The following is a 17,769-nucleotide window of genomic DNA, read 5'->3' on the forward strand; positions in this document are numbered from 1 at the left end:
ATAGGCTTCGTGCATGTCGCTCATCGATGCCCCGGCCCCGTCGCTCACCGACAAGCTGACCGCCGCGAAGGCCGCCTCCCGCGTGCTCGCCACCGCGACGGCCGACCGCAAGGACGCGGGTCTGCGCGCCGTCGCCGCCGCCCTGCTCGCCAACGTCGACCGGATCGTCGCGGCGAACGAGCTCGACCTGGCGAACGCGCGCGAGAACGGCGTCGGCGCTTCGCTCCAGGACCGCCTGAGGCTCGACTCCGGACGACTGGCCGGGCTCGCGGCCGCCACCGAGCTGGTGGCCTCGCTGGTCGACCCGGTCGGCGAGTCGGTGCGGGGCAAGGTGCTGCCGAACGGGCTGCGCCTCGACCAGGTCCGCGTGCCGTTCGGCGTGGTGGGAGCCATCTACGAGGCCCGGCCGAACGTGACGGTCGACATCGCCGCGCTCGCCCTGAAGAGCGGCAACGCGGCCGTCCTGCGCGGCGGCAGCGCGGCGCAGCAGTCCAACCGCGTGCTGGTCGAGGTGATGCGCGAGGCCCTCGCCGAGGTGGGGCTGCCGGCCGACGCCGTCGTCACCATCGACGAGTTCGGCCGCGACGGGGCGGCCGACCTCATGCGGGCCCGCGGGCTGGTCGACGTCCTGATCCCCCGGGGCAGCGCCGAGCTGATCGACACCGTCGTCCGCGAGTCGACGGTCCCCGTCATCGAGACCGGTGCCGGGGTCGTGCACGTCTTCCTCGACGCGAGCGCCGACGAGGGGTGGGCCGTCGACATCGTCCAGAACGCCAAGGTGCAGCGTCCGAGCGTGTGCAACGCCCTCGAGACGTTGCTCGTCCACCGCGAGGCGGCGGAACGCCTGCTGCCGCCGGTGCTGGGTGCCCTGCGCGCGTCGGGCGTGACGATCCACGGCGACGAACGGACGCTCGAGGTCTTCCCCGACGGGGTCCCGGCGACCGAGGACGACTGGGCGACCGAGTACATGGGGCTCGACCTCGCCGTCCGGGTCGTGGCCGACGTCGACGAGGCCATGGCGCACATCGCCCGGTGGTCGACGCACCACACCGAGTCGATCGTGACCAACGACCTGGTGACCGCCGAGCGGTTCCTGGCCGAGGTGGACAGCGCCGTCGTCATGGTCAACGCCTCGACCCGCTTCACCGACGGCGGCGAGTTCGGCTTCGGGGCCGAGGTCGGCATCTCGACCCAGAAGCTCCACGCCCGCGGACCCATGGGGCTCGCCGAACTCACGAGCACCAAATGGGTCGTGCGGGGTCAGGGCCAGGTCCGCGGGTAGACTGACCGACGATCGTCACCGCCTGAACGGGAGAACCCATGCTCGACGCCTCGCTGCTGCTCGCCGAAGCCCACGAAGAACTCGCACCGCTGATCGCGCCGGCACCCGTCATCGCCGGTGTCTTCGCCGTCGCGTTCCTCGTCCTCGGCTACGTCGTGTTCAGCTACCGCGACGTCGCCAACCGTTCGCTGCGCAAGGCGAACAAGCTCGACCACCACGACGGTCCGATCGACGAGTTCGGTCACCCCGAGAACCACTGACCGCCGAGGTCGGCGAGATGGTCGTGGCGGGCGCCACCGTACCCGACGGCGAAGGCGTCAGGCGACCCCGCGTCGGCATCATGGGCGGCACGTTCGACCCGATCCACCACGGGCACCTGGTCGCGGCCAGCGAGGTCGCGCAGTCGTTCCACCTCGACGAGGTCGTCTTCGTGCCGACCGGTCAACCGTGGATGAAACCCGAGGTCAGCGAGGCGGAGCACCGCTACCTCATGACGGTCATCGCCACGGCGTCGAACCCGACCTTCACGGTCAGCCGCGTCGACGTCGACCGCGAGGGGCCGACCTACACGATCGACACCCTGCGCGACATCCGACGCCTCCGTCCGACGGCCGAGCTCTTCTTCATCACCGGTGCCGACGCCGTCGCCCAGATCCTCGACTGGAAAGACGTCCAAGAGCTCTGGGACCTCGCCCACTTCGTCGCCGTGTCCCGGCCGGGGCACGACCTCAGCGTTAGCGGTTTGCCCGAGAGCGACGTAAGCTTGCTCGAAGTCCCCGCACTGGCCATCTCGTCGACCGATTGCCGCGCCCGGGTGGGTCGAGACTTTCCGGTGTGGTACTTGGTCCCCGACGGCGTCGTCCAGTACATCTCCAAGCACCATCTGTATCGGAGCGTTTCATGAGCACGTCCGACGGTCAGCCGCCCCTCACCCGGCGACAGATCCGCGACCTCGAGCGAGCCCGCGAGGCCGGTCAGGCCATCACCGGCGCCGTGCCCGTGGTGCCGGCCTCGACGTCCGCTCCCGCCCCGCGGCCCGCGACCACCCCCACGGGTGACATGCCGACGCCGACTCCCGTGCCGTCGGCTGCCGCGCTGCGCGACGTGCCGCCCCCCGCACCCGGCTCGGTCGTCGACCCCGGCACCGGTCTGACCCGCCGCCAGATGCGCGCCCTGCGCGACGCGAGCCAGAGCCGCGACGCCTCCCCGGTGCCTCTGCAGGCACCGGCTCCCGAACCCCGTCGTCCCTTGGCCGACGCGCTCAACACCGTCGACGAGATCGCCCCGGCCGCCGACCGACCGGCCTCTGCGCCCGGTGCGTCCGCGCCGGCCTCGGCGGCCCTCCGTCCCGCCTCGGCCCCCGTGCCGTCCGCCGTGTCGGACGTCGACCCGTCGGACGACGACGACTCGTCGGACGACGTCCCCGGGCCCCGACGCACGGGTGCGACCGGCGCGGCGACCCCGGTGTCCTCGACCCCCACCCCGACGTCGACGCCGACGGTGTTCCCGTTCGCCCTGTCCGACGAGCAGGACCGCAGCGGACAGGACTCGCCGAGTGCGCCTCCTGCCCCGTCCCGTCCCGTGTCGTCGGCGCCGCGACCGTCCGGCAACGGTCCGTCGCGCGACCAGCGCGACGACTCGTCCGACGCCGCGCCCGTCGTCCCGTCCGGCCACTGGTCCACCCAGTCCGACGAGCCCGACGCGGAGTCCGTCCCGGGCCGCCAGCTCGGCACCAGCACCGGTCAGCAGAACGCCTTGATCCTCACCGACGCGCAGGTCGCCGACGTGACCGGTGCGCTCAACGCGACCGGCGAGATCATCATCACGGGCTCGATCGACCTGCCGCGCAGCCTGGCGTCGACCGGCTCGCAGGCACGCATCGACAACTCCGACATGGACCGCATCCTCGAACAGGGCGACGCCGAGCAGGCGTCGAGCGACGCCGAGCCCGTGCGCGCCAGCCGGGCCATCAGCACGCACACGTCCACCCGCGCCGTCGTGCTGGCCGCGTCGCAGCCCAAGGGCAACCACCTGCCGCTGATCCTCGGCATCTCGGGCGGCGTCGTGGGCCTCGGTATCATCGGCTTGATCATCGGTGGCTTCGCCACCGGGGTGCTGGGCTGAGGCCCGACCCACCCGAACCGACCCCGGTCGGCCCGCATCACCACCTACCCCCTAAGGAACACGTGACAGCCACCCCTCGTGCCATCGAGCTGCTGCAGATCGCCGCACGCGCGGCCGACGACAAGCAGGCCGACGACCTCGTCGCCCTCGACGTGTCCGGCCCCCTGCCCCTGACCGACGTGTTCCTGCTGGCCACCGGCCGCAGCGAACGCAACGTGGTCGCCATCGCCGGCGAGATCGAGGACAAGATGCTCGAGGCCGGCGTCAAGACGCTCCGCCGAGAGGGTCGTGCCGAGGGCCGCTGGGTCCTGCTCGACTTCGGTGACGTCGTCGCCCACGTCTTCCACGACGAGGACCGTCAGTACTACGCCCTCGAGCGCCTCTGGAGCGATTGCCCGACCATCCCGCTCGACGTGCTGACCGAGTCGGCCACCGCTCCGGACGAGGTCACAGCCGACGCACCGGCCGAGGCCTAGCCTCCTCGGCCCCGCCGTGTCGGCGGGGCCTCATGACATGCCGCTCACCTCCCGAGGTGAGCGGCATGTCGTGTCTTCTCGGCCGCGCTCGAGCAGGGTCGAGGGCGGGTGAACGTGCGCGGTCGAAAAGTGTAGTAATGTAGACGAGTTGCTTCCGACGGGGTGAAAACCTCAGAAGGGCAACAGTTCTGGGTCTGTGGCGCAGCTGGTAGCGCACCTGCATGGCATGCAGGGGGTCAGGGGTTCGAGTCCCCTCAGATCCACCAGAACCACCGAAAGCCCCTCCTCGCGAGGGGCTTTCGTCGTTGTCGGGCCGTCTGTTCGAGGGGGCCGGCCGCTACGCCGCCACGAAGTAAACACTCCGCCACGAGATGTCGTGGCGGAGTGTTTACTTCGTGGCGGGTCGCGCGGGTCGCGCGGGTCGTGCCCTCACGCCGACGGGCGCAAGAGGCGCATGAGGCGCAGAAGGCGCAAGAGGCGCAGGAGGCGCGGGTCGCGTCAGACGCGGGCGCGCAGCTCCGCCGACGCCCGGGCCGCGCCCTCGGCGAGCAGACCCTGGTCCGCGTGGACGAGCTCGCCGTCCGCCACGACCGCGTCGCCGCCGACCCAGAGCCGGAACAGCGGCGGCATCGAGGCGAGCCCCAGGGTGGCCACCGGGTCGGCGATGCCCGCGAAATCGACCCCGTCGACGCGCCAGAGGGCGAGGTCGGCGAGCTTCCCGACCTCGATCGAGCCGAGGTCCACGTCGCGTCCGAGCACGCGGGCACCGCCGATCGTCGCCAGGCGCAGGCCCTGCCGGACCGAGAACGCGTCCGCCCCGGAGCGCAGGCGCCCGAAGAGCACCGCCTGCCGGATCTCGGTGCCGAGTTGGCCGGACTCGTTCGACGCGGCACCGTCGACCCCGAGCCCGACGGGCGCCCCCGCGCGCAGCAACGACGCGATCGGGGCGATGCCCGCGGCGAGACGACCGTTCGACGACGGGCAGTGCGCCACACCGGTCCCCGTCGCGGCGAACCGTCCGATCGCGTGGTCGTCGAGGTGGACGCAGTGGGCCATCCAGACGTCGTCGCCGAGCCAGCCGAGGTCCTCCAGGTACTGGGTCGGCGTGCGGCCGAACCGCTCGAGGCAGAACGCGTCCTCCTCCACGGTCTCGGAGCCGTGGGTGTGCAGCCGGACTCCGAGCTGCCGCCCGAGGACGGCGGCCTCGCGCAGCAGGTCGGGCGTCACCGAGAACGGCGAGCAGGGCGCGATCGCGATCTGGACCCGCGCGTCACCGGACGGGTCGTGGAACCGCGCCACCGCCTCCTGGCTGGCGCGCAGCGCGGCGTCCGTGGTCTCGACGGCGAAGTCCGGCGGCAGGCCGCCCTGCGAGCGACCGAGGTCCATCGAACCCCGGGTGGCGTGCAGGCGGACGCCGACGGTCCCGGCGGCCCGGACGATGCCGCCCAGCAGGTCGCCGGCACCGGCCGGGAAGACGTAGTGGTGGTCGCCGACGGTCGTGCACCCCGACCGGGCGAGCACGGCGATCGCGGCGGCGGCCCCGGCCTCGACGAGCGGCTCGTCGATGCGCGCCCACGTCGGGTAGAGCGCGACGAGCCAGTCGAACAGGATGGAGTCCTGCGCGATGCCACGGGTCAGCCATTGGTAGAGGTGGTGGTGCGTGTTGACCAGGCCGGGGGTCAGCAGGTGTCCCCGGCCGTCGACGCGTTCGACCGGCATCGCCGCGGCGTCCGGCCCGGCTGGCTCAGAAGCAGGCCCGCCCGACCCGGGAGCCGACCCGGCCGCCGGGCCGGGCGGGGCCAGCCCGGCGGTGCACCACGCGGGGGCGGGTCCCGGCCCGACGGCGACGATGCGCGATCCGTCGACGACGACGTGCCCGCCGGCGTGCTCGGTGTCGTGGGCGTCGACCGTCGCGACGTGGGCGCCCTCGACGACCAGGCGGCGGATGGGCGGGGTCACGCCGCCAGCCACGCCGCGATCTCGCCGGCCGCCTGCTCCTTGAGCCCGTCGCTCGCCCCCGAGCACTCGATCGAGCTCAGCGCGCACGCGGCGAGCTGCTCGTCGGACAGACCGAGGGTCGTGCGGGCCAGCTCGTACTCGGCCAGCACGCCCGGCCCGAACAGGATGGGGTCGTCGGCGTTGATCGAGCACCGCACGCCGGCCTCGACGAGACGCTTCAGCGGGTGGTCCTCGATGGTGGGGATCACCGAGAGCAGCACGTTCGAGGTGAGGCACACGTCGAGGCAGACGCCCTCGGCGGCCAGTCGGGCCATCAGCGGTTCGCTCTGCACGGCCGTCACGCCGTGCAGCACACGGTCGGCACCGAGGACGTCCAGCGCCTCCTCGATCTGGTCCGGGCCGGCGAGCTCGCCGGCGTGCGGCGTCGAGAGCAGACCCGCGTGCTTGGCGATGCGGAACGCCTCCTCGTAGCGCGCCGCCGGGTTGCCGCGCTCGTCGTTGGCGAGGCCGAGCGAGACGACGCCGCGGTCGGCGTAGGTGGCGGCCAGGTGGGCCAGCTCGTTCGCGGCCTCGACGCTCTCGGTGCGGTCGACCGTGATCATCAGGCCGACCTCGACGCCCCACCGCTCGCCGCTGTCGGCGCAGGCCGCGAGCATCGCCCGCAGCGAGTCGTCGAGGGACCCGAAGGTGGCGACGTAGAACTGCGGGCTCGCCCCGAACTCGACGTAGGCGACGCCCTCGACGGCGCAGTCCTCGATCGCCTCGTCGATCAGGCGGAAGAGGTTCTCCCTCTCGGCCAGGACCACGAGCATGCCCTGGTACGTCGCACTGAACTCGCTGAAGTCGCCGAAGCTGGTGGGCATCGGCACGACGACGCCCGACGCCGCCGCCATGTCGGCCAGCGACTCGGGGCGGATCGCCGCCTCCATGTGCAGGTGCAGGTGGCCCTTGGGCAGGGCGCGCAGGTCGCGCACGACGGCGCCGGCGGGTGAGGGGGCGGCAGCCGAGGAGGCGCGGGTCGCGTCGGCGGGGGAGGTGGTGGTCACGAGCGGGCTCCGTGGATCAGGGCGTCGACGAACGACGAGAGGAAGAGGTCGGTGTGGACGGCGGTGACCGCCGTCGTGTGGGTCGACGGGTCACCGGTCGGTACGGGGCCGTCCGGGTGCCAGTCGACCTCGGCGCCGTCGGCCGTGCGCAGGACCCGGCCGCGGGTCGCGAAGCCGTCGTTCGTGATGCCGACGGGGCCGGTGACGCTGTCGGCGATCCACTCGGGGTGGACCATCAGCGCGGCGGCGAGTCCGTCGTGCACGGGGCTGACGCGGCGGCCCCAGGCGTTCCGGTAGAAGTCCAGGTAGGTCGCCAGGACGTCGGCGGCGAACGTGCCGGTCGGCGTGCCCGAGTCCCGGAGCGCCGCGACGTGCGACTCGTCGGTGATCACCTGCGACGTCGCGTTCACGCCGACCATGAGGCGGGAGGCCGCCGGGGCGGCGAAGACCTCCCGCGCGGCCACGCCGTCGTTCTGCACGTTCGCGTCGACCATGTCCGTGCGGCCGAGGGGAGGGAACGGCCCGCTGCCGCCCATGATCGTCACCGACCGGAAGAGGGTCAGGAGGCGCGGCTCGGCCCTCAGCGCCAGGGCCACGGTGGTGAGCGGCCCGAGGGTGAGCAGGTCGATCTCGCCCGGGGACTCCCGGGCGACCTCGACGAGGCGTCCGGCCGCCGGGGTGTCGAGCAGCACGCGCGGGAGCGGCCGGTCGGCGACGACGTCACCGAGACCGTCGTGACCGTGGACGTAGTGCGCGATGTGCGCCTCCGCCTCGAGGGGTCCCTCCGCGCCCCGGGCGACCGGGACGTCCTCGAGCCCGACGAGCCGCAGCACGTGTCCGACGTTCCGCAGGGCGTCGTCGACGGCGCAGTTGCCGTAGACGGCGGTGATGCCGACGATCTCGACGTCGGGTTGTGCGGCGAGCCAGAGCAGCGCGAGGGCGTCGTCGATGCCGGTGTCGGTGTCGACCAGCACGCGGCGCGTCACGAGGCGGTCGCCTTGCCGGCGTTGGGGCCCCACTTCGCGAGCACCGCCGTCTCGACGAACGTCGTGACCGTGTAGAGCACGATCGAGACGAGGGTGATCAGCACGACGATCGCCCAGATCTCGCCGTACTGCGACTGCGACTTGGCGGCCGTGATGGCGGCGCCGAGGCCCTCGTAGGTGAACAGCCACTCGTAGAGCATCGCGCCGGTGATGGCTCCCGGCACGGCGATGCGCATCGAGGCGAAGAAGTACGGCAGGGCGGTGGGGAACGCGACCTTGCGCATGATCGTCCACCGGCTCCCGCCGTAGACCCGGATGAGGTCGACCGACTGGGCGCTGACCGAGCGGAAGCCGAGGGTCAGGTTCACCAACAACGGGAAGAACACGACCACCCCGCCGATGAAGCCGGCGGTGACGATGCCGTTGCCCAGCACGAGGTAGATCACGGGTGCCATCGCGAGCAGCGGGACGGTGCGCAGCAGCATGGCGATCGGCATGAACATGAACTCGACCGGGCGGATCAGGGTGAACACGACCGCCACGACGAGGGACCCGCCGACGCCGAAGACGAAGCCGATCGCGGCGTGCCACAGGGTCACCCCGAGCAGGCCGGCGATGTGCACGCGGTTCTCGGCGGCCGTGGTCCGACTGAGGTCGGAGTCGACGAAGAACCAGCGGAACACGTCGGCCGGGGTCTTCGCGATGAACGCGTTGGCCTGCAGCACGACGATGGCGAGGTTCCACAGGATGCCGAGGATGATCGCCGAGATCGCGATCGTCAGCACGGTGCGGCCGATCCGCCGCAGGACGAACCGGGCGGTCGAGGAGGCGCTGGTCGAGACCGCGGGGGCGGTGACGCGGGTGCCGGTGCCCGTGGGCAGGGTCGTGGCCATCAGAACCCCTCTCCGGCGCGGCTGTCGCCCGCCGACCAGGGCGTGACCAGTCGGCTGATCCGCCCGATGACGAAGTAGGCGATCCCGGCGATGCCGCCCGAGATCAGGGCCAGCGCCCAGAGCTTGACCGACGCCGCCGTGGCCTGCGCCGCGAGCAGCAGGATGCCGAGGCCCTGGTCGACGCCGATGAGGAAGTACTCGCCGAGCACCGCCCCGAGGAACGCCGCGGGTGCCGCCAGCTTCAGCGCCGCGAGGATGCTGGGGAGGGCGGCGATCAGACGGACCTTGACCAGCTGCGTCCAGCGCGAGCCGCCGTAGGCCGTGATCACGTCGAGCTGGGTCTCGCTCGCGGCCCGCAGGCCGAGCAGGGTGCCGATGACGGTGGTGAAGATCACGCTGAGCGCGGCCAGGAAGATCGACGTCGTCCGGCCGCCGGCGGGCGACATGAGCGTGACGATCGGCGCGATCGCCGTCAGCGGGATGCACGAGCAGACCACCGCGAGCTGGGTCGAGAGGCCCTCGAACCACGGCACGAGCAGCACGGCGAAGGCCAACGCGAACGCGATCAGGTTGCCCCAGAGGAAGCCCCACGCCGCGCTGCCGGCGGTCGCGCCGATGGCGCGCCAGTAGACGAGGTCGCTGAGGTCGGTGACGAGCTGGACGAGCACCTGGCCGGGTGGGGGCACCGAGCCCGTCACCGAGAAGAGCGTGACGGCCACGACCTGCCAGATCGCGACGATGAGCACGATGCCGACGAGGGCGCCGACCCACGGCGGGGCAGCCGCCATCGAGCCGAGCACCGACCGTCGCTCGCGACCCCGGACGGTCTCGGCCTGGAGCGCCACGCTCTGGCCCAGCTCGACCTCGACCTCGCGCTCGGCCGTCTCGCGGGGCGAGGTGTGCAGGTCAGTCATCGGCGGCCGCCCCGTGCGAGCCGAACAGGATCTCGGAGATGCGGTCGACGTACGCGTGGAACTCCGGCGTGCGGGTCAGCTCGGGCAGGCGCGGTCGGGGCAGGTCGATCTCGACCACCTCGGCGATGCGGCCGGGCCGGGCGCTCATCACGGCGACGACGTCGGACAGGAACACGGCCTCGGCGATGCCGTGCGTCACCATGAGCGTCGTGGCGGGCTTCTCGCCCCAGATGCGCAGCAGCTCCACGTTCATGCGCTGCCGCGTCATGTCGTCGAGCGCGCCGAAGGGCTCGTCGAGCAGCATGATGGTCGGCTGCACGGCGAGGCAGCGGGCGATCGAGACGCGCTGGCGCATGCCGCCCGACAGCTGCGCCGGCTTGGCCTTCTCGAAGCCCTTCAGGCCGACGAGGTCGATCAGGTCGTCGATCAGGCCGGCCGGGGGAGTCAGCCCGGCGACTTCGAGCGGCAACCGGATGTTGTTCTCCACGCTGCGCCAGGGCAGCAGGGCCGAGTCCTGGAACGCGATGCCCGTCTCGTGCCCGCGCTGCACCTCGGCCGCGGTCTTGCCGTTGATCACGACGCTGCCCGAGGTGGGCGTCTCGAGCCCCGCCAGGATGCGCAGGATGGTCGACTTGCCGCAGCCCGAGGGGCCGAGCAGGCTGAGGAACGAGTCCTTCTTCGTGCCCAGGTCGATCTGCGTCAGGGCCTGCACGCTCTTCCGGCCGAGCTGGAACGACTTGGTCAGCCCCTGGATGTTGATGCCCGTGGCGAGTTCGGGTCGGCCGGCGGGGTCGCCCGTGGCCGTCGTGAGCGGCACCGTGGTGCGCGCGGTCGTGGTGCCGTCCGTCATGGTCATGCCGTGGGGATCTCGAAGGTCGTGACGAGGTCGGGGTTCTCCTCGTAGACCTCCTTGATGATGCTCAGGTCGAAGAGGTCGTCGGCCGACACGTCGGTGCCCATGGCCTTGAGCGAGGCGATGTTCTCGGCGACCAGCTCGTCGGTCATCGTGAACAGGCCGTTGGCGTTGACGTCCTCGGTGAGGATCAGCGTGTTCTGCGCCTCGGCCTCGGCCGTCTGCTCCTCGACGTCGAGGTCCTGGTCCTTGCCGTACTTCTCGGCGGCGTACTTCGCGCTCTGCTCCGGGTCCTTCACCGCGTCGGTCCAGCCCTTGATCTCGGCGACCAGGAAGGCCTTGAGCATGTCGCGCTCGTTGTCGATGGTGTCCTGCGTGACGGTGAAGGTCTCGGCGACGAACGGCAGCCCGTTGTCGGCGAAGCCGAGCACGACCGGGGTGAAGCCGTCCATCTCGGCGAGGATCGGCTCGTTCGTGATGTACGACATGTGCGCGTCGTAGGCGTTCGTCTCGAGCGGGGCGATGTCGTACTGCGTCGCGACGAGTTCGACGTCGTCCAGCGTCATGTCGTTGGCCTTGAGGAAGCCCTCGAAGATCGTCTGGTTGCCGCCGGACTGCACGCCGATCTTCTTGCCCTTGAGGTCGGCCAGGGTGCGGATCGGCTCTCCCTCCTCGAGCGAGAGCAGGCAGAACGGGTTCTTCTGGAACGTCGTGCCGATGATCTTGAGGGCGGCGCCCTGCGCGACCGAGGGGCCGGTGAGCGAGGCCGACGACAACCCGACCTTGGCCTGCCCGGCGAGCAGCGCCTCCTCGGCTCCGGTCTGCCCGCCGCCCGCGAGCAGCGTGACCTCGCTGAAGCCGGCGTCGGTGTAGTAGCCCTTCTCCGTGGCGAAGTACTCGCCCGCGAACTCGATGTTCTTGATCCACGAGAGCTGGACGGCGATGGTGCCGAACGACCCGCCGGACGCGGCCCCGCCGGTCGCCGCGCCCGTCCCGGCCGACGAGTCGGTGCAGGCGGCGAGCAGGGCGGTCGTGCCGACGACGAGGGCGGCCGACCCGCCCAGGCGCAGGAACCCGCGGCGGTCGAGGGAGGTGGAGCGGAACGCGGGAGGAACGGAGAGAGGGCTCATGGGGGAACTCCTGAGGTTCGTTCGGGTGAGGTGTCGAAAAGCTAGACCCGGACTGTTTCATCGTCGTTTCGGTCGTGTTGCCGTCGTCGCCGACCTCGCGAGGCGTTAGTTTCGGGGTCATGGCCACGCGTGAGTCGTCCGACAAGAGGGCCGATCTGCTCGAGCGCGTCGTCGACCACGTGCTCGAGAACGGCGTCGGCCAGCTCACCCTGCGCGCCCTCGCGACGGCGGTCGGCTCGAACAACCGCATGCTGCTGTACTACTTCGGCAGCCGCGAAGAACTGGTCGTCACGGCGCTGCACGGGGCCGAACGGCGGTTCCCGGGCATCGTGGGGGTCGTGGACCACCTGGCCGGGCCGGACCTGCCCCTCGACCAGCGCCTCCTCGCCGTCTGGCGGACTGTGTCCGATCCCGTCAACCAGCCCTTCAACCGCCTGTTCTTCGAGGTGTTCGGCCTCGCGAGCTTCGATCGCGAGCGCTACGCCTCGCTGCTCGGCGACATCGGCTCCGAGTGGGTGGGTCAGGTGGCGGCCGCGTACCGCGCCGAGGGCGTCGAGGAGGCGCGGGCCGAGTCGCTCGCGCACGAGACGGTCGCGCTCTGGCGCGGTCTCCAGGCGACGCTGCTCAGCGCCGGGGCGAGCGCGGCCGTCGACCGCGCGGCCGTCGACGCGACCGCGGCGCTCGTCGCCCGCGTCCGCGCCGCCGCCGTCCCCGCCTGAGGGGAGTCCCGTGTTAAGACCTTGTTTCGGGGCTGGACTCTGGGTGAACCATCCGGTTCACTGACGGCATGAAGCAGATCCGTCTCGGTGTGTTCGAAGTCGCCGGCCCCCAGGTCGGCGGCACCCTCAGCTGGTCCCACCCGCGCAGCGACTCGCTCGGCTACCACGGGCTCGACCTGTGGATCGGCATGGCGAAGCTGCTCGACGCGGCCGGCTTCGACTTCCTGTTCTTCGCCGACGGGTTCGGCTACCCGTCGGTCGACGGCGACCTGCCCGAGACCGCGGCGCGCGGCGGCATCAACTTCCCCGGCATGGACCCGGCCCTGCTGATCCCGACCCTGGCCCGCGAGACCGAACGCCTCGGCTTCGTCGTCACCTCGTCGACCGGCCTCGACCACCCCGTGCAGTCGGCCCGCCGCTTCGCCACGCTCGACCACCTGACGGGCGGCCGCATCGGCTGGAACATCGTCACGGGCGCCTCGCAGAACACCGTCGCCGAGCTGTTCGGCCACGACCAGATGCGCGGTCACGACGCCCGCTACGACCAGGCCGACGAGTACGTCGACCTCGCGATGACGCTCTGGGAGGGCTGCTGGGAGGACGGCGCGTTCCGCGGTGACGCCGAGGCGGGCGTCCTCGCCGACCGAGACCGCATCCACCGGGTCGAGTTCGCCGGCGAGCACTTCCGGTCGTCCGGCTACTTCACGGTCGCCCCGTCGCCGCAGCGGACCCCCGTCCTGTTCCAGGCCGGCACGTCCGACCGGGGGCGCGCCTACGCCGCGCGCAACGCCGAGTGCGTCTTCGTGCAGGGCACGACGGTGCCGAAGACGGCCGCGAACGTCGCCGACATCCGCGCGAAGGCGGCCGCCCTCGGCCGCGACCCCGAGTCGGTCAAGATCATGGTCGGGCTCACCGTCACGGTGGCCCCGACCCACGACGAGGCCGTCGCGCTGCGGAAGGAGTTCGACGACCTGCAGACCGACGAGGTCGTCGCCGTCCTCTACGCAGGCAACACGGGCATCGACCTGCTCTCGCTCGACCCGTCCCGCGACCTGACGCAGCTGCAGGACGACGGAGGCCCCGTCGGGCAGATGGGTCAGAGCAACATCGACCGGTTCCTGCCGAAGGACGGTTCGCCGGCCCCGACCGTGCGCGAGATCCTCGACGACCTGCGAGGCAAGGGCACCCGGGGGCTCCAGCTGGTCGGCGACCCCGCGGAGGTCGCGGACGAGCTCGAGCGGCTCGTCGACGAGACCGACCTCGACGGATTCCTGATCGAGCCGATCTTCGGCACGGCCGACCTGGCCGACTTCGCCGACCTCGTCGTGCCCGAACTGCGTCGCCGCGGCCGGATGCCGGCCGAGCCGGCCACGGGCACGCTGCGGGAGCAGATGCTCGGCCGTCCCGGCGCACACCTCTCGGCCGACCACCCGGGTGCCCGCTTCGCGGTGGTGCCGGCGACGGTCTGACGCCGGCCCGGACGCCGCCGCCGACGCCGGCACGGGCGGCTCAGGGCGTGCGGCTGGTCCGGGGAGGCGCGGCTCGGCTCAGGAGGCGCGTCCCGCCCAGGCGCGGATCGCCGGGTACAGCTCGGGCAGCGTCGCCGCGCGATGCGTCGGCCGGGCGTCCACGGAGGGGAACCGCTCGACCAACGCGGTCGGCGAACCCTGGGCGGCGGCCGGTTCGAGGTCGTTCGGCCAGATGTCGCCCACGCTGAGCAGACGGTCGGGGCGGCCGGCGAGACCCGCGTCGGCGCGGAGCCGGTCGAGCACGGCGGGCAGCCCGGACGGTTTGCGCGCGTCGGTGACGATCTCGTCGACGCGGTCGGCGAGGCCCAGTCGTTCGAGGGGCTGGACGACGCCGTGCTCGGGGGAGTTCGTCACGAGCACGACGTGCACGCCGTCGGGCAGCGAGTCGAGCAGTTCGGCGAGCCCGTCCGGCGCCTCGATCTCGAGGCGGCCGTCCGCGAGGGCCGCCCGGGCCCCGGCGTACGCGGCCGAGCGGGCCGCGTCGGCGACGCCGAGGGCGCGTGAGACCCGCTCGGCGACGACGTACCCGTCGGGCGACCCGTCGGCCTCGGCCAGGGCGGCCTCGACCCCGGCGGGTTCGTCGGCGAGCGGGCTGCCGACGAACCGGGCCAGCACCGCTTCGACCAGCCGGGGTGGATGCCGCTCGTCGGTCGCCGTGAGGGCCTCGTCCAGGAGGCGCGCGTAGGTCAGGACGGCGCCGTCGCCCAGGCAGACGGTCCCGTCGAAGTCGAGCACGAGGACGTGGGTGGTGGTCATCCGTCGATCCTGCCCCACGTGACCGACACCCGAACGTGGACGGGACCGAAGTGCGGCCGGTGGGACTGGGAGCGGGCCAAGGAATGCTGTGGGCCGTCTGTGCATTCCCTCCGCGTCGACGAGGGCGCGATAGAACGGGAGCATGAGCAACGAGCAGGACACCACGCCCACCCCCGACGACCGCCCCCGCCCCGCGTACGGCGAGTACGCACCGCAGTCCGCCGGACAGCAGCCGGCAGGCGACCAGGGTCAGCAGGCCGGGCAGGCCCCGGGCCCGTCGGGCACCGTGCCGGGTCAGGGCGACCAGTCGGGTGCGCCGTACGGCCAGCCCGGCTACGGCCAGCCCGGGCCGCAGGCCACGCCGACGACGGGCACCCCGGGCCCCGGCGGCATCGGCGCCTTCGCGGGTGCGGGCTACCCCCAGGTGCTCGCCTCGTTCACGAAGTACGAGGACGCCCAGTCGGCCGTCGACCTCTTGTCGGACGAGGGCTTCCCCGTCGAGAGCGTGTCGATCGTCGGGCACGACATCCGGACCGTCGAGAACGTGTCGGGTCGGTTGACCTCGGGCAAGGCCGCGGGACGCGGCGCCGGTGGTGGAGCGTGGTTCGGCCTGCTGCTCGGCTTGCTCTTCGGCATCTTCGCCCCGTCGGGTGCCTGGATCGGCGTGCTGCTCGTCGCCGTCGGCCTCGGTGCGCTGTGGGGAGCGCTGTGGGGCTTCGTCGGCCACAAGATGCTGCGTGGTCGTCGCGACTTCTCGTCGGTCCGGACCATGGAAGCCGGCCGGTACGAGGTGCTTGTCCGTGGCGAACTCGCCGCCCGGGCGCACCAGACGCTGGCGCAGGGTCGCAAGGTCGCCTGAGCGACGCCACCCGCGCCTCCTCGGTTCCGCCGTTCCGCGCCCGCCCTGTTCGTCGGGGCGGGCGCGGTCGTGTCTCCACCGGCCGCAACCCTGTCGTTGGGGCACCAATCATTGGTAGACTCACCATCATGACGAGACCCGAGCGGCACCACGACCACGGCAGCAGGTTCGGCGACCTGGTCGAGCGCATGAACGCCCGACTGCGTCCCTACATCGGCGGCGCGCAGCTGGGGTTGAAGAACGAGGCGCCGGCGGTGGCCCCCCAGCACGGTGGCGCCTGCCCGCTCTGCGGCGCCCCGATGGACGAGCACGTCGTCGACCGCACGGGCGTCCGCACCATGGTGCACTGCCCGGCGCCGCGGGCATGAGCGCCGCCGGCGCCGATCCGCTCGAACTCGAGAGCCAGATCTGCTTCGCGCTCTCGGTCGCCTCGCGGGGCGTCGTGGCGGCCTACCGTCCGGTGCTCGAGCCGCTCGGGCTGACGCACCCGCAGTACCTCGTCATGCTGGCCCTCTGGCAGCACGCACCGCTGTCGGGTCGTGAGCTCAGCCGTCTGCTGCGGCTCGACCCGGGCACGCTCAGTCCGCTGCTCAAGCGGCTCGAGGCCCAGGGCATGCTCACCCGAGCGCGCCGGGCCGACGACGAGCGCGCGCTGTCGATCGAGCTGACCCCGGCCGGTGCCGCGTCGAGGCGTGAGGCCGAGAGCATCCCCGCCCGCATGATGGCGCGGCTCGGGGTGACGCCCGACGAGCTCGTCGTGCTGCACCGCACGATGACGAAGCTGATCGCGGCCGCCGACGCCGAGGGGGACTGACCCCCCTCGCCCCGCCGTGCCTCAGCGCAGCGGCGCGGGGACGCTCGCCGAGCGCGACCACACGACGTCGACGGTGCGCCCGAGGACGCGGGTCGCGATCTCGTTCGCCAGCGCCTCGCGGAAGTGCGACGCGGCCCGCTCGTCCGAGACCACGACGTCGACCCGCAGACCCGCGAGCTCGTCGGTCACCAGGGCGGGACCGTCGGCGAAGCGCACGAGGTACTGGTGGTCCGTGACGGGGACGTTCTCGTAGTGGTCGCGGAGGCTCTTCTCGAGCAGGCGGACCGAGTGGATTCCGTCCTTCGGCTTGACGAGGGCGCTGAGCGAGATCATGCGTCGATGCTCCACCCCGGGGGCGACCGGTGCGTGAACGGGACGTGACGGGCGCCTGTGCGTCCACCGCGCCTCCTCGGTGAGTCGGCCGTACGCGCCGATGGCGCGGCCGGGACCGGGCGGGAGGCTGTGGCCGAGCAACGGTCACGGCCGGGCGGGCGGGCGGGCGGGGCCGATCAGGCGGCGGGGGAGCCGCCCGACTCGGCCACGAACTCGTCGACGGTCGTGTCGATCAGCCGCCACGAGCGCGAGAAGGCCTCGTCGGCGTCGCCGGCCCGGATCGCGAGGGCGAGGTCGAGGTGCAGTCCGGCCGCCGCGGGCGTGTACTCGGTGATGGTGAAGCGGCGTTCTTCGGTCCGGGTGCGCAGCAGGGCCTCGACGGTGGACGCGAAGTGGCCGATGACGTCGTTGCCCGAGCCGCGCAGCACGGCGGTGTGGAACGCGACGTCGGCCTCGAGGTAGGCGCGGCCGTCACCGGACGCGGCGGCGGCGACCATCGTGCGGGCGGCGTCCTCGACGGCGGAGGCCTGGTCGGGGGTGAAGGCGAGCGCGCTCAGTCGGGCCGCGACCGGCTCGAGGCCGAGCCGCAGCTCGAGCAGTTCGCGCATCTGGACGAAGTACTCGGGACTGCGACCGCGCCAGAGGATGATCTGCGGGTTCATGAGGTCCCACGAGGTGCGGGGGAGCACCTGCGTGCCGATGCGCTGACGCGGCTCGACCATGCCGAGCGACTGCAGCACGCGGAGAGCCTCACGCAGCACCGAGCGGGACACCGTGAAGCGGACGGCCAGGTCGTCGAGGTTCAGGATGGAGCCCACGGCCAGTCGACCGTCGACGATCTCGCTTCCGAGGACGTCGACCACCCGGGCGTGCAGGCCGCGTTCTCGTGATGCTGCGAGGCCGGGGGTCATCGACGACTCCTTGATCGAGGGGGGTGGGCAGGCAGGTGGCGGGGTGGTGCCGACTGTGGCACACTCCATAAGTCTGATTATTCACACTAATCAGATTCGTTCGTGGGACAAGACTGCCAGACATCCGTCCGGCGGCGACGGACGACAACCCCCCGGGCTCCGGCCCACGACGAAGAGGTCGCAGT

20 protein-coding genes and 1 tRNA gene are annotated in these 17,769 nt (G+C 72.1%); 11 read left to right on the plus strand and 10 right to left on the minus strand.

Features of this window, described 5'->3' with window-relative positions:
• Nucleotides 1-13: 13 nt before the first annotated feature.
• The 6 genes from ACVJ1F_RS12635 to ACVJ1F_RS12660 all read left to right on the plus strand — a co-directional run bounded on the left by ACVJ1F_RS12635 (nt 14) and on the right by ACVJ1F_RS12660 (nt 4,148).
• Complete coding sequence (locus ACVJ1F_RS12635) at nt 14-1,282, plus strand: glutamate-5-semialdehyde dehydrogenase (protein WP_173152472.1); 1,269 nt, start codon at nt 14-16, stop codon at nt 1,280-1,282.
• Between the two features lie 38 nt (nt 1,283-1,320).
• Entirely contained in the window at nt 1,321-1,542 is a 222-nt protein-coding gene (locus ACVJ1F_RS12640; RefSeq protein ID WP_056048301.1) for a hypothetical protein, read from the plus strand.
• 17 nt (nt 1,543-1,559) lie between these two features.
• Nucleotides 1,560-2,186 carry a nicotinate-nucleotide adenylyltransferase gene (gene nadD, locus ACVJ1F_RS12645; RefSeq protein WP_082060195.1) on the plus strand — a complete coding sequence of 209 codons (627 nt, stop codon included), beginning with the start codon at nt 1,560-1,562 and terminating at the stop codon, nt 2,184-2,186.
• Nucleotides 2,183-3,406, plus strand: a complete 1,224-nt coding sequence (locus ACVJ1F_RS12650) for a hypothetical protein (RefSeq protein WP_456886613.1) — start codon at nt 2,183-2,185, stop codon at nt 3,404-3,406. Before nadD ends, ACVJ1F_RS12650 begins: the two co-directional genes overlap by 4 nt.
• A 62-nt stretch (nt 3,407-3,468) precedes the next feature.
• Nucleotides 3,469-3,882, plus strand: coding sequence for a ribosome silencing factor (rsfS, locus tag ACVJ1F_RS12655; protein WP_456886615.1), 414 nt, complete (start codon nt 3,469-3,471; stop codon nt 3,880-3,882).
• A 190-nt stretch (nt 3,883-4,072) separates the two neighbouring features.
• A tRNA-Ala gene (locus ACVJ1F_RS12660) sits at nt 4,073-4,148 on the plus strand.
• Between the two features lie 232 nt (nt 4,149-4,380).
• On the opposite strand, the gene ACVJ1F_RS12665 is transcribed toward ACVJ1F_RS12660, so the two are convergent.
• Genes ACVJ1F_RS12665 through ACVJ1F_RS12695 form a run of 7 tightly spaced genes read right to left on the minus strand, consistent with a single transcriptional unit; the run spans nt 4,381 to nt 11,663 of the window.
• A complete protein-coding gene (locus tag ACVJ1F_RS12665; RefSeq protein WP_456886617.1) occupies nt 4,381-5,841 on the minus strand; it encodes an 8-oxoguanine deaminase in 1,461 nt (486 codons plus the stop codon).
• Nucleotides 5,838-6,887, minus strand: a complete 1,050-nt coding sequence (gene add / locus ACVJ1F_RS12670; RefSeq protein WP_456886619.1) for an adenosine deaminase — start codon at nt 6,885-6,887, stop codon at nt 5,838-5,840. The genes ACVJ1F_RS12665 and add overlap by 4 nt, the downstream gene beginning before the upstream one ends.
• A complete protein-coding gene (locus tag ACVJ1F_RS12675) occupies nt 6,884-7,873 on the minus strand; it encodes a nucleoside hydrolase (RefSeq protein ID WP_456886621.1) in 990 nt (329 codons plus the stop codon). Before ACVJ1F_RS12675 ends, add begins: the two co-directional genes overlap by 4 nt.
• A complete protein-coding gene (locus ACVJ1F_RS12680) occupies nt 7,870-8,766 on the minus strand; it encodes an ABC transporter permease (RefSeq protein ID WP_456886623.1) in 897 nt (298 codons plus the stop codon). The genes ACVJ1F_RS12675 and ACVJ1F_RS12680 overlap by 4 nt, the downstream gene beginning before the upstream one ends.
• On the minus strand, nt 8,766-9,680 hold the full coding sequence (locus ACVJ1F_RS12685) for an ABC transporter permease (protein WP_456886625.1): 915 nt from the start codon (nt 9,678-9,680) through the stop codon (nt 8,766-8,768). Before ACVJ1F_RS12685 ends, ACVJ1F_RS12680 begins: the two co-directional genes overlap by 1 nt.
• Nucleotides 9,673-10,536, minus strand: a complete 864-nt coding sequence (locus tag ACVJ1F_RS12690) for an ABC transporter ATP-binding protein (protein ID WP_159826894.1) — start codon at nt 10,534-10,536, stop codon at nt 9,673-9,675. Before ACVJ1F_RS12690 ends, ACVJ1F_RS12685 begins: the two co-directional genes overlap by 8 nt.
• On the minus strand, nt 10,533-11,663 hold the full coding sequence (locus ACVJ1F_RS12695; protein WP_056048287.1) for an ABC transporter substrate-binding protein: 1,131 nt from the start codon (nt 11,661-11,663) through the stop codon (nt 10,533-10,535). Before ACVJ1F_RS12695 ends, ACVJ1F_RS12690 begins: the two co-directional genes overlap by 4 nt.
• 119 nt (nt 11,664-11,782) lie before the next feature.
• Between ACVJ1F_RS12695 and ACVJ1F_RS12700 the strand changes: the two genes are divergently transcribed.
• Entirely contained in the window at nt 11,783-12,382 is a 600-nt protein-coding gene (locus ACVJ1F_RS12700; RefSeq protein WP_456886629.1) for a TetR/AcrR family transcriptional regulator, read from the plus strand.
• Between the two features lie 68 nt (nt 12,383-12,450).
• A complete protein-coding gene (locus ACVJ1F_RS12705) occupies nt 12,451-13,851 on the plus strand; it encodes an NtaA/DmoA family FMN-dependent monooxygenase (RefSeq protein ID WP_123571833.1) in 1,401 nt (466 codons plus the stop codon).
• Between the two features lie 78 nt (nt 13,852-13,929).
• Here ACVJ1F_RS12705 and ACVJ1F_RS12710 read toward each other — a convergent pair whose 3' ends face one another.
• Entirely contained in the window at nt 13,930-14,667 is a 738-nt protein-coding gene (locus tag ACVJ1F_RS12710) for an HAD family hydrolase (protein WP_456886631.1), read from the minus strand.
• 142 nt (nt 14,668-14,809) lie between these two features.
• On the opposite strand from ACVJ1F_RS12710, the gene ACVJ1F_RS12715 reads away from it, so the two are divergent.
• The 3 genes from ACVJ1F_RS12715 (at nt 14,810) to ACVJ1F_RS12725 (ending at nt 16,340) form a co-directional block, all read left to right on the plus strand.
• Nucleotides 14,810-15,526 (plus strand): general stress protein, encoded by a 717-nt coding sequence (locus tag ACVJ1F_RS12715; RefSeq protein WP_254065153.1) that lies wholly within the window; start codon nt 14,810-14,812, stop codon nt 15,524-15,526.
• Between the two features lie 128 nt (nt 15,527-15,654).
• Nucleotides 15,655-15,894 carry a hypothetical protein gene (locus tag ACVJ1F_RS12720; protein ID WP_123520256.1) on the plus strand — a complete coding sequence of 80 codons (240 nt, stop codon included), beginning with the start codon at nt 15,655-15,657 and terminating at the stop codon, nt 15,892-15,894.
• Nucleotides 15,891-16,340, plus strand: coding sequence for a MarR family winged helix-turn-helix transcriptional regulator (locus ACVJ1F_RS12725; protein WP_056048272.1), 450 nt, complete (start codon nt 15,891-15,893; stop codon nt 16,338-16,340). Before ACVJ1F_RS12720 ends, ACVJ1F_RS12725 begins: the two co-directional genes overlap by 4 nt.
• Before the next feature lie 21 nt (nt 16,341-16,361).
• On the opposite strand, the gene ACVJ1F_RS12730 is transcribed toward ACVJ1F_RS12725, so the two are convergent.
• Both ACVJ1F_RS12730 and ACVJ1F_RS12735 read right to left on the minus strand, forming a co-directional pair.
• Nucleotides 16,362-16,673: a hypothetical protein gene (locus ACVJ1F_RS12730; RefSeq protein ID WP_456886634.1), complete on the minus strand. Its 312-nt coding sequence runs from the start codon at nt 16,671-16,673 to the stop codon at nt 16,362-16,364.
• Between the two features lie 176 nt (nt 16,674-16,849).
• On the minus strand, nt 16,850-17,584 hold the full coding sequence (locus ACVJ1F_RS12735; protein ID WP_162234613.1) for a FadR/GntR family transcriptional regulator: 735 nt from the start codon (nt 17,582-17,584) through the stop codon (nt 16,850-16,852).
• Nucleotides 17,585-17,769 lie beyond the last annotated feature (185 nt).

The sequence above is a fragment of the Frigoribacterium sp. 2355 genome, assembly GCF_054060695.1.

Excerpts from the sequence above, each read along its gene's own strand:
- ACVJ1F_RS12705 (WP_123571833.1), top strand. The coding sequence starts at position 12,451 with ATGAAGCAGATCCGTCTCGGTGTGTTCGAAGTCGCCGGCCCCCAGGTC.
- ACVJ1F_RS12690 (WP_159826894.1), bottom strand. The coding sequence starts at position 10,536 with ATGACCATGACGGACGGCACCACGACCGCGCGCACCACGGTGCCGCTC.
- ACVJ1F_RS12715 (WP_254065153.1), top strand. The coding sequence starts at position 14,810 with ATGAGCAACGAGCAGGACACCACGCCCACCCCCGACGACCGCCCCCGC.
- ACVJ1F_RS12640 (WP_056048301.1), top strand. The coding sequence starts at position 1,321 with ATGCTCGACGCCTCGCTGCTGCTCGCCGAAGCCCACGAAGAACTCGCA.
- ACVJ1F_RS12680 (WP_456886623.1), bottom strand. The coding sequence starts at position 8,766 with ATGGCCACGACCCTGCCCACGGGCACCGGCACCCGCGTCACCGCCCCC.
- ACVJ1F_RS12725 (WP_056048272.1), top strand. The coding sequence starts at position 15,891 with ATGAGCGCCGCCGGCGCCGATCCGCTCGAACTCGAGAGCCAGATCTGC.
- ACVJ1F_RS12720 (WP_123520256.1), top strand. The coding sequence starts at position 15,655 with ATGACGAGACCCGAGCGGCACCACGACCACGGCAGCAGGTTCGGCGAC.
- ACVJ1F_RS12685 (WP_456886625.1), bottom strand. The coding sequence starts at position 9,680 with ATGACTGACCTGCACACCTCGCCCCGCGAGACGGCCGAGCGCGAGGTC.
- ACVJ1F_RS12710 (WP_456886631.1), bottom strand. The coding sequence starts at position 14,667 with ATGACCACCACCCACGTCCTCGTGCTCGACTTCGACGGGACCGTCTGC.
- ACVJ1F_RS12735 (WP_162234613.1), bottom strand. The coding sequence starts at position 17,584 with ATGACCCCCGGCCTCGCAGCATCACGAGAACGCGGCCTGCACGCCCGG.
- ACVJ1F_RS12695 (WP_056048287.1), bottom strand. The coding sequence starts at position 11,663 with ATGAGCCCTCTCTCCGTTCCTCCCGCGTTCCGCTCCACCTCCCTCGAC.
- ACVJ1F_RS12635 (WP_173152472.1), top strand. The coding sequence starts at position 14 with ATGTCGCTCATCGATGCCCCGGCCCCGTCGCTCACCGACAAGCTGACC.
- ACVJ1F_RS12730 (WP_456886634.1), bottom strand. The coding sequence starts at position 16,673 with ATGATCTCGCTCAGCGCCCTCGTCAAGCCGAAGGACGGAATCCACTCG.
- ACVJ1F_RS12700 (WP_456886629.1), top strand. The coding sequence starts at position 11,783 with ATGGCCACGCGTGAGTCGTCCGACAAGAGGGCCGATCTGCTCGAGCGC.
- nadD (WP_082060195.1), top strand. The coding sequence starts at position 1,560 with ATGGTCGTGGCGGGCGCCACCGTACCCGACGGCGAAGGCGTCAGGCGA.
- ACVJ1F_RS12650 (WP_456886613.1), top strand. The coding sequence starts at position 2,183 with ATGAGCACGTCCGACGGTCAGCCGCCCCTCACCCGGCGACAGATCCGC.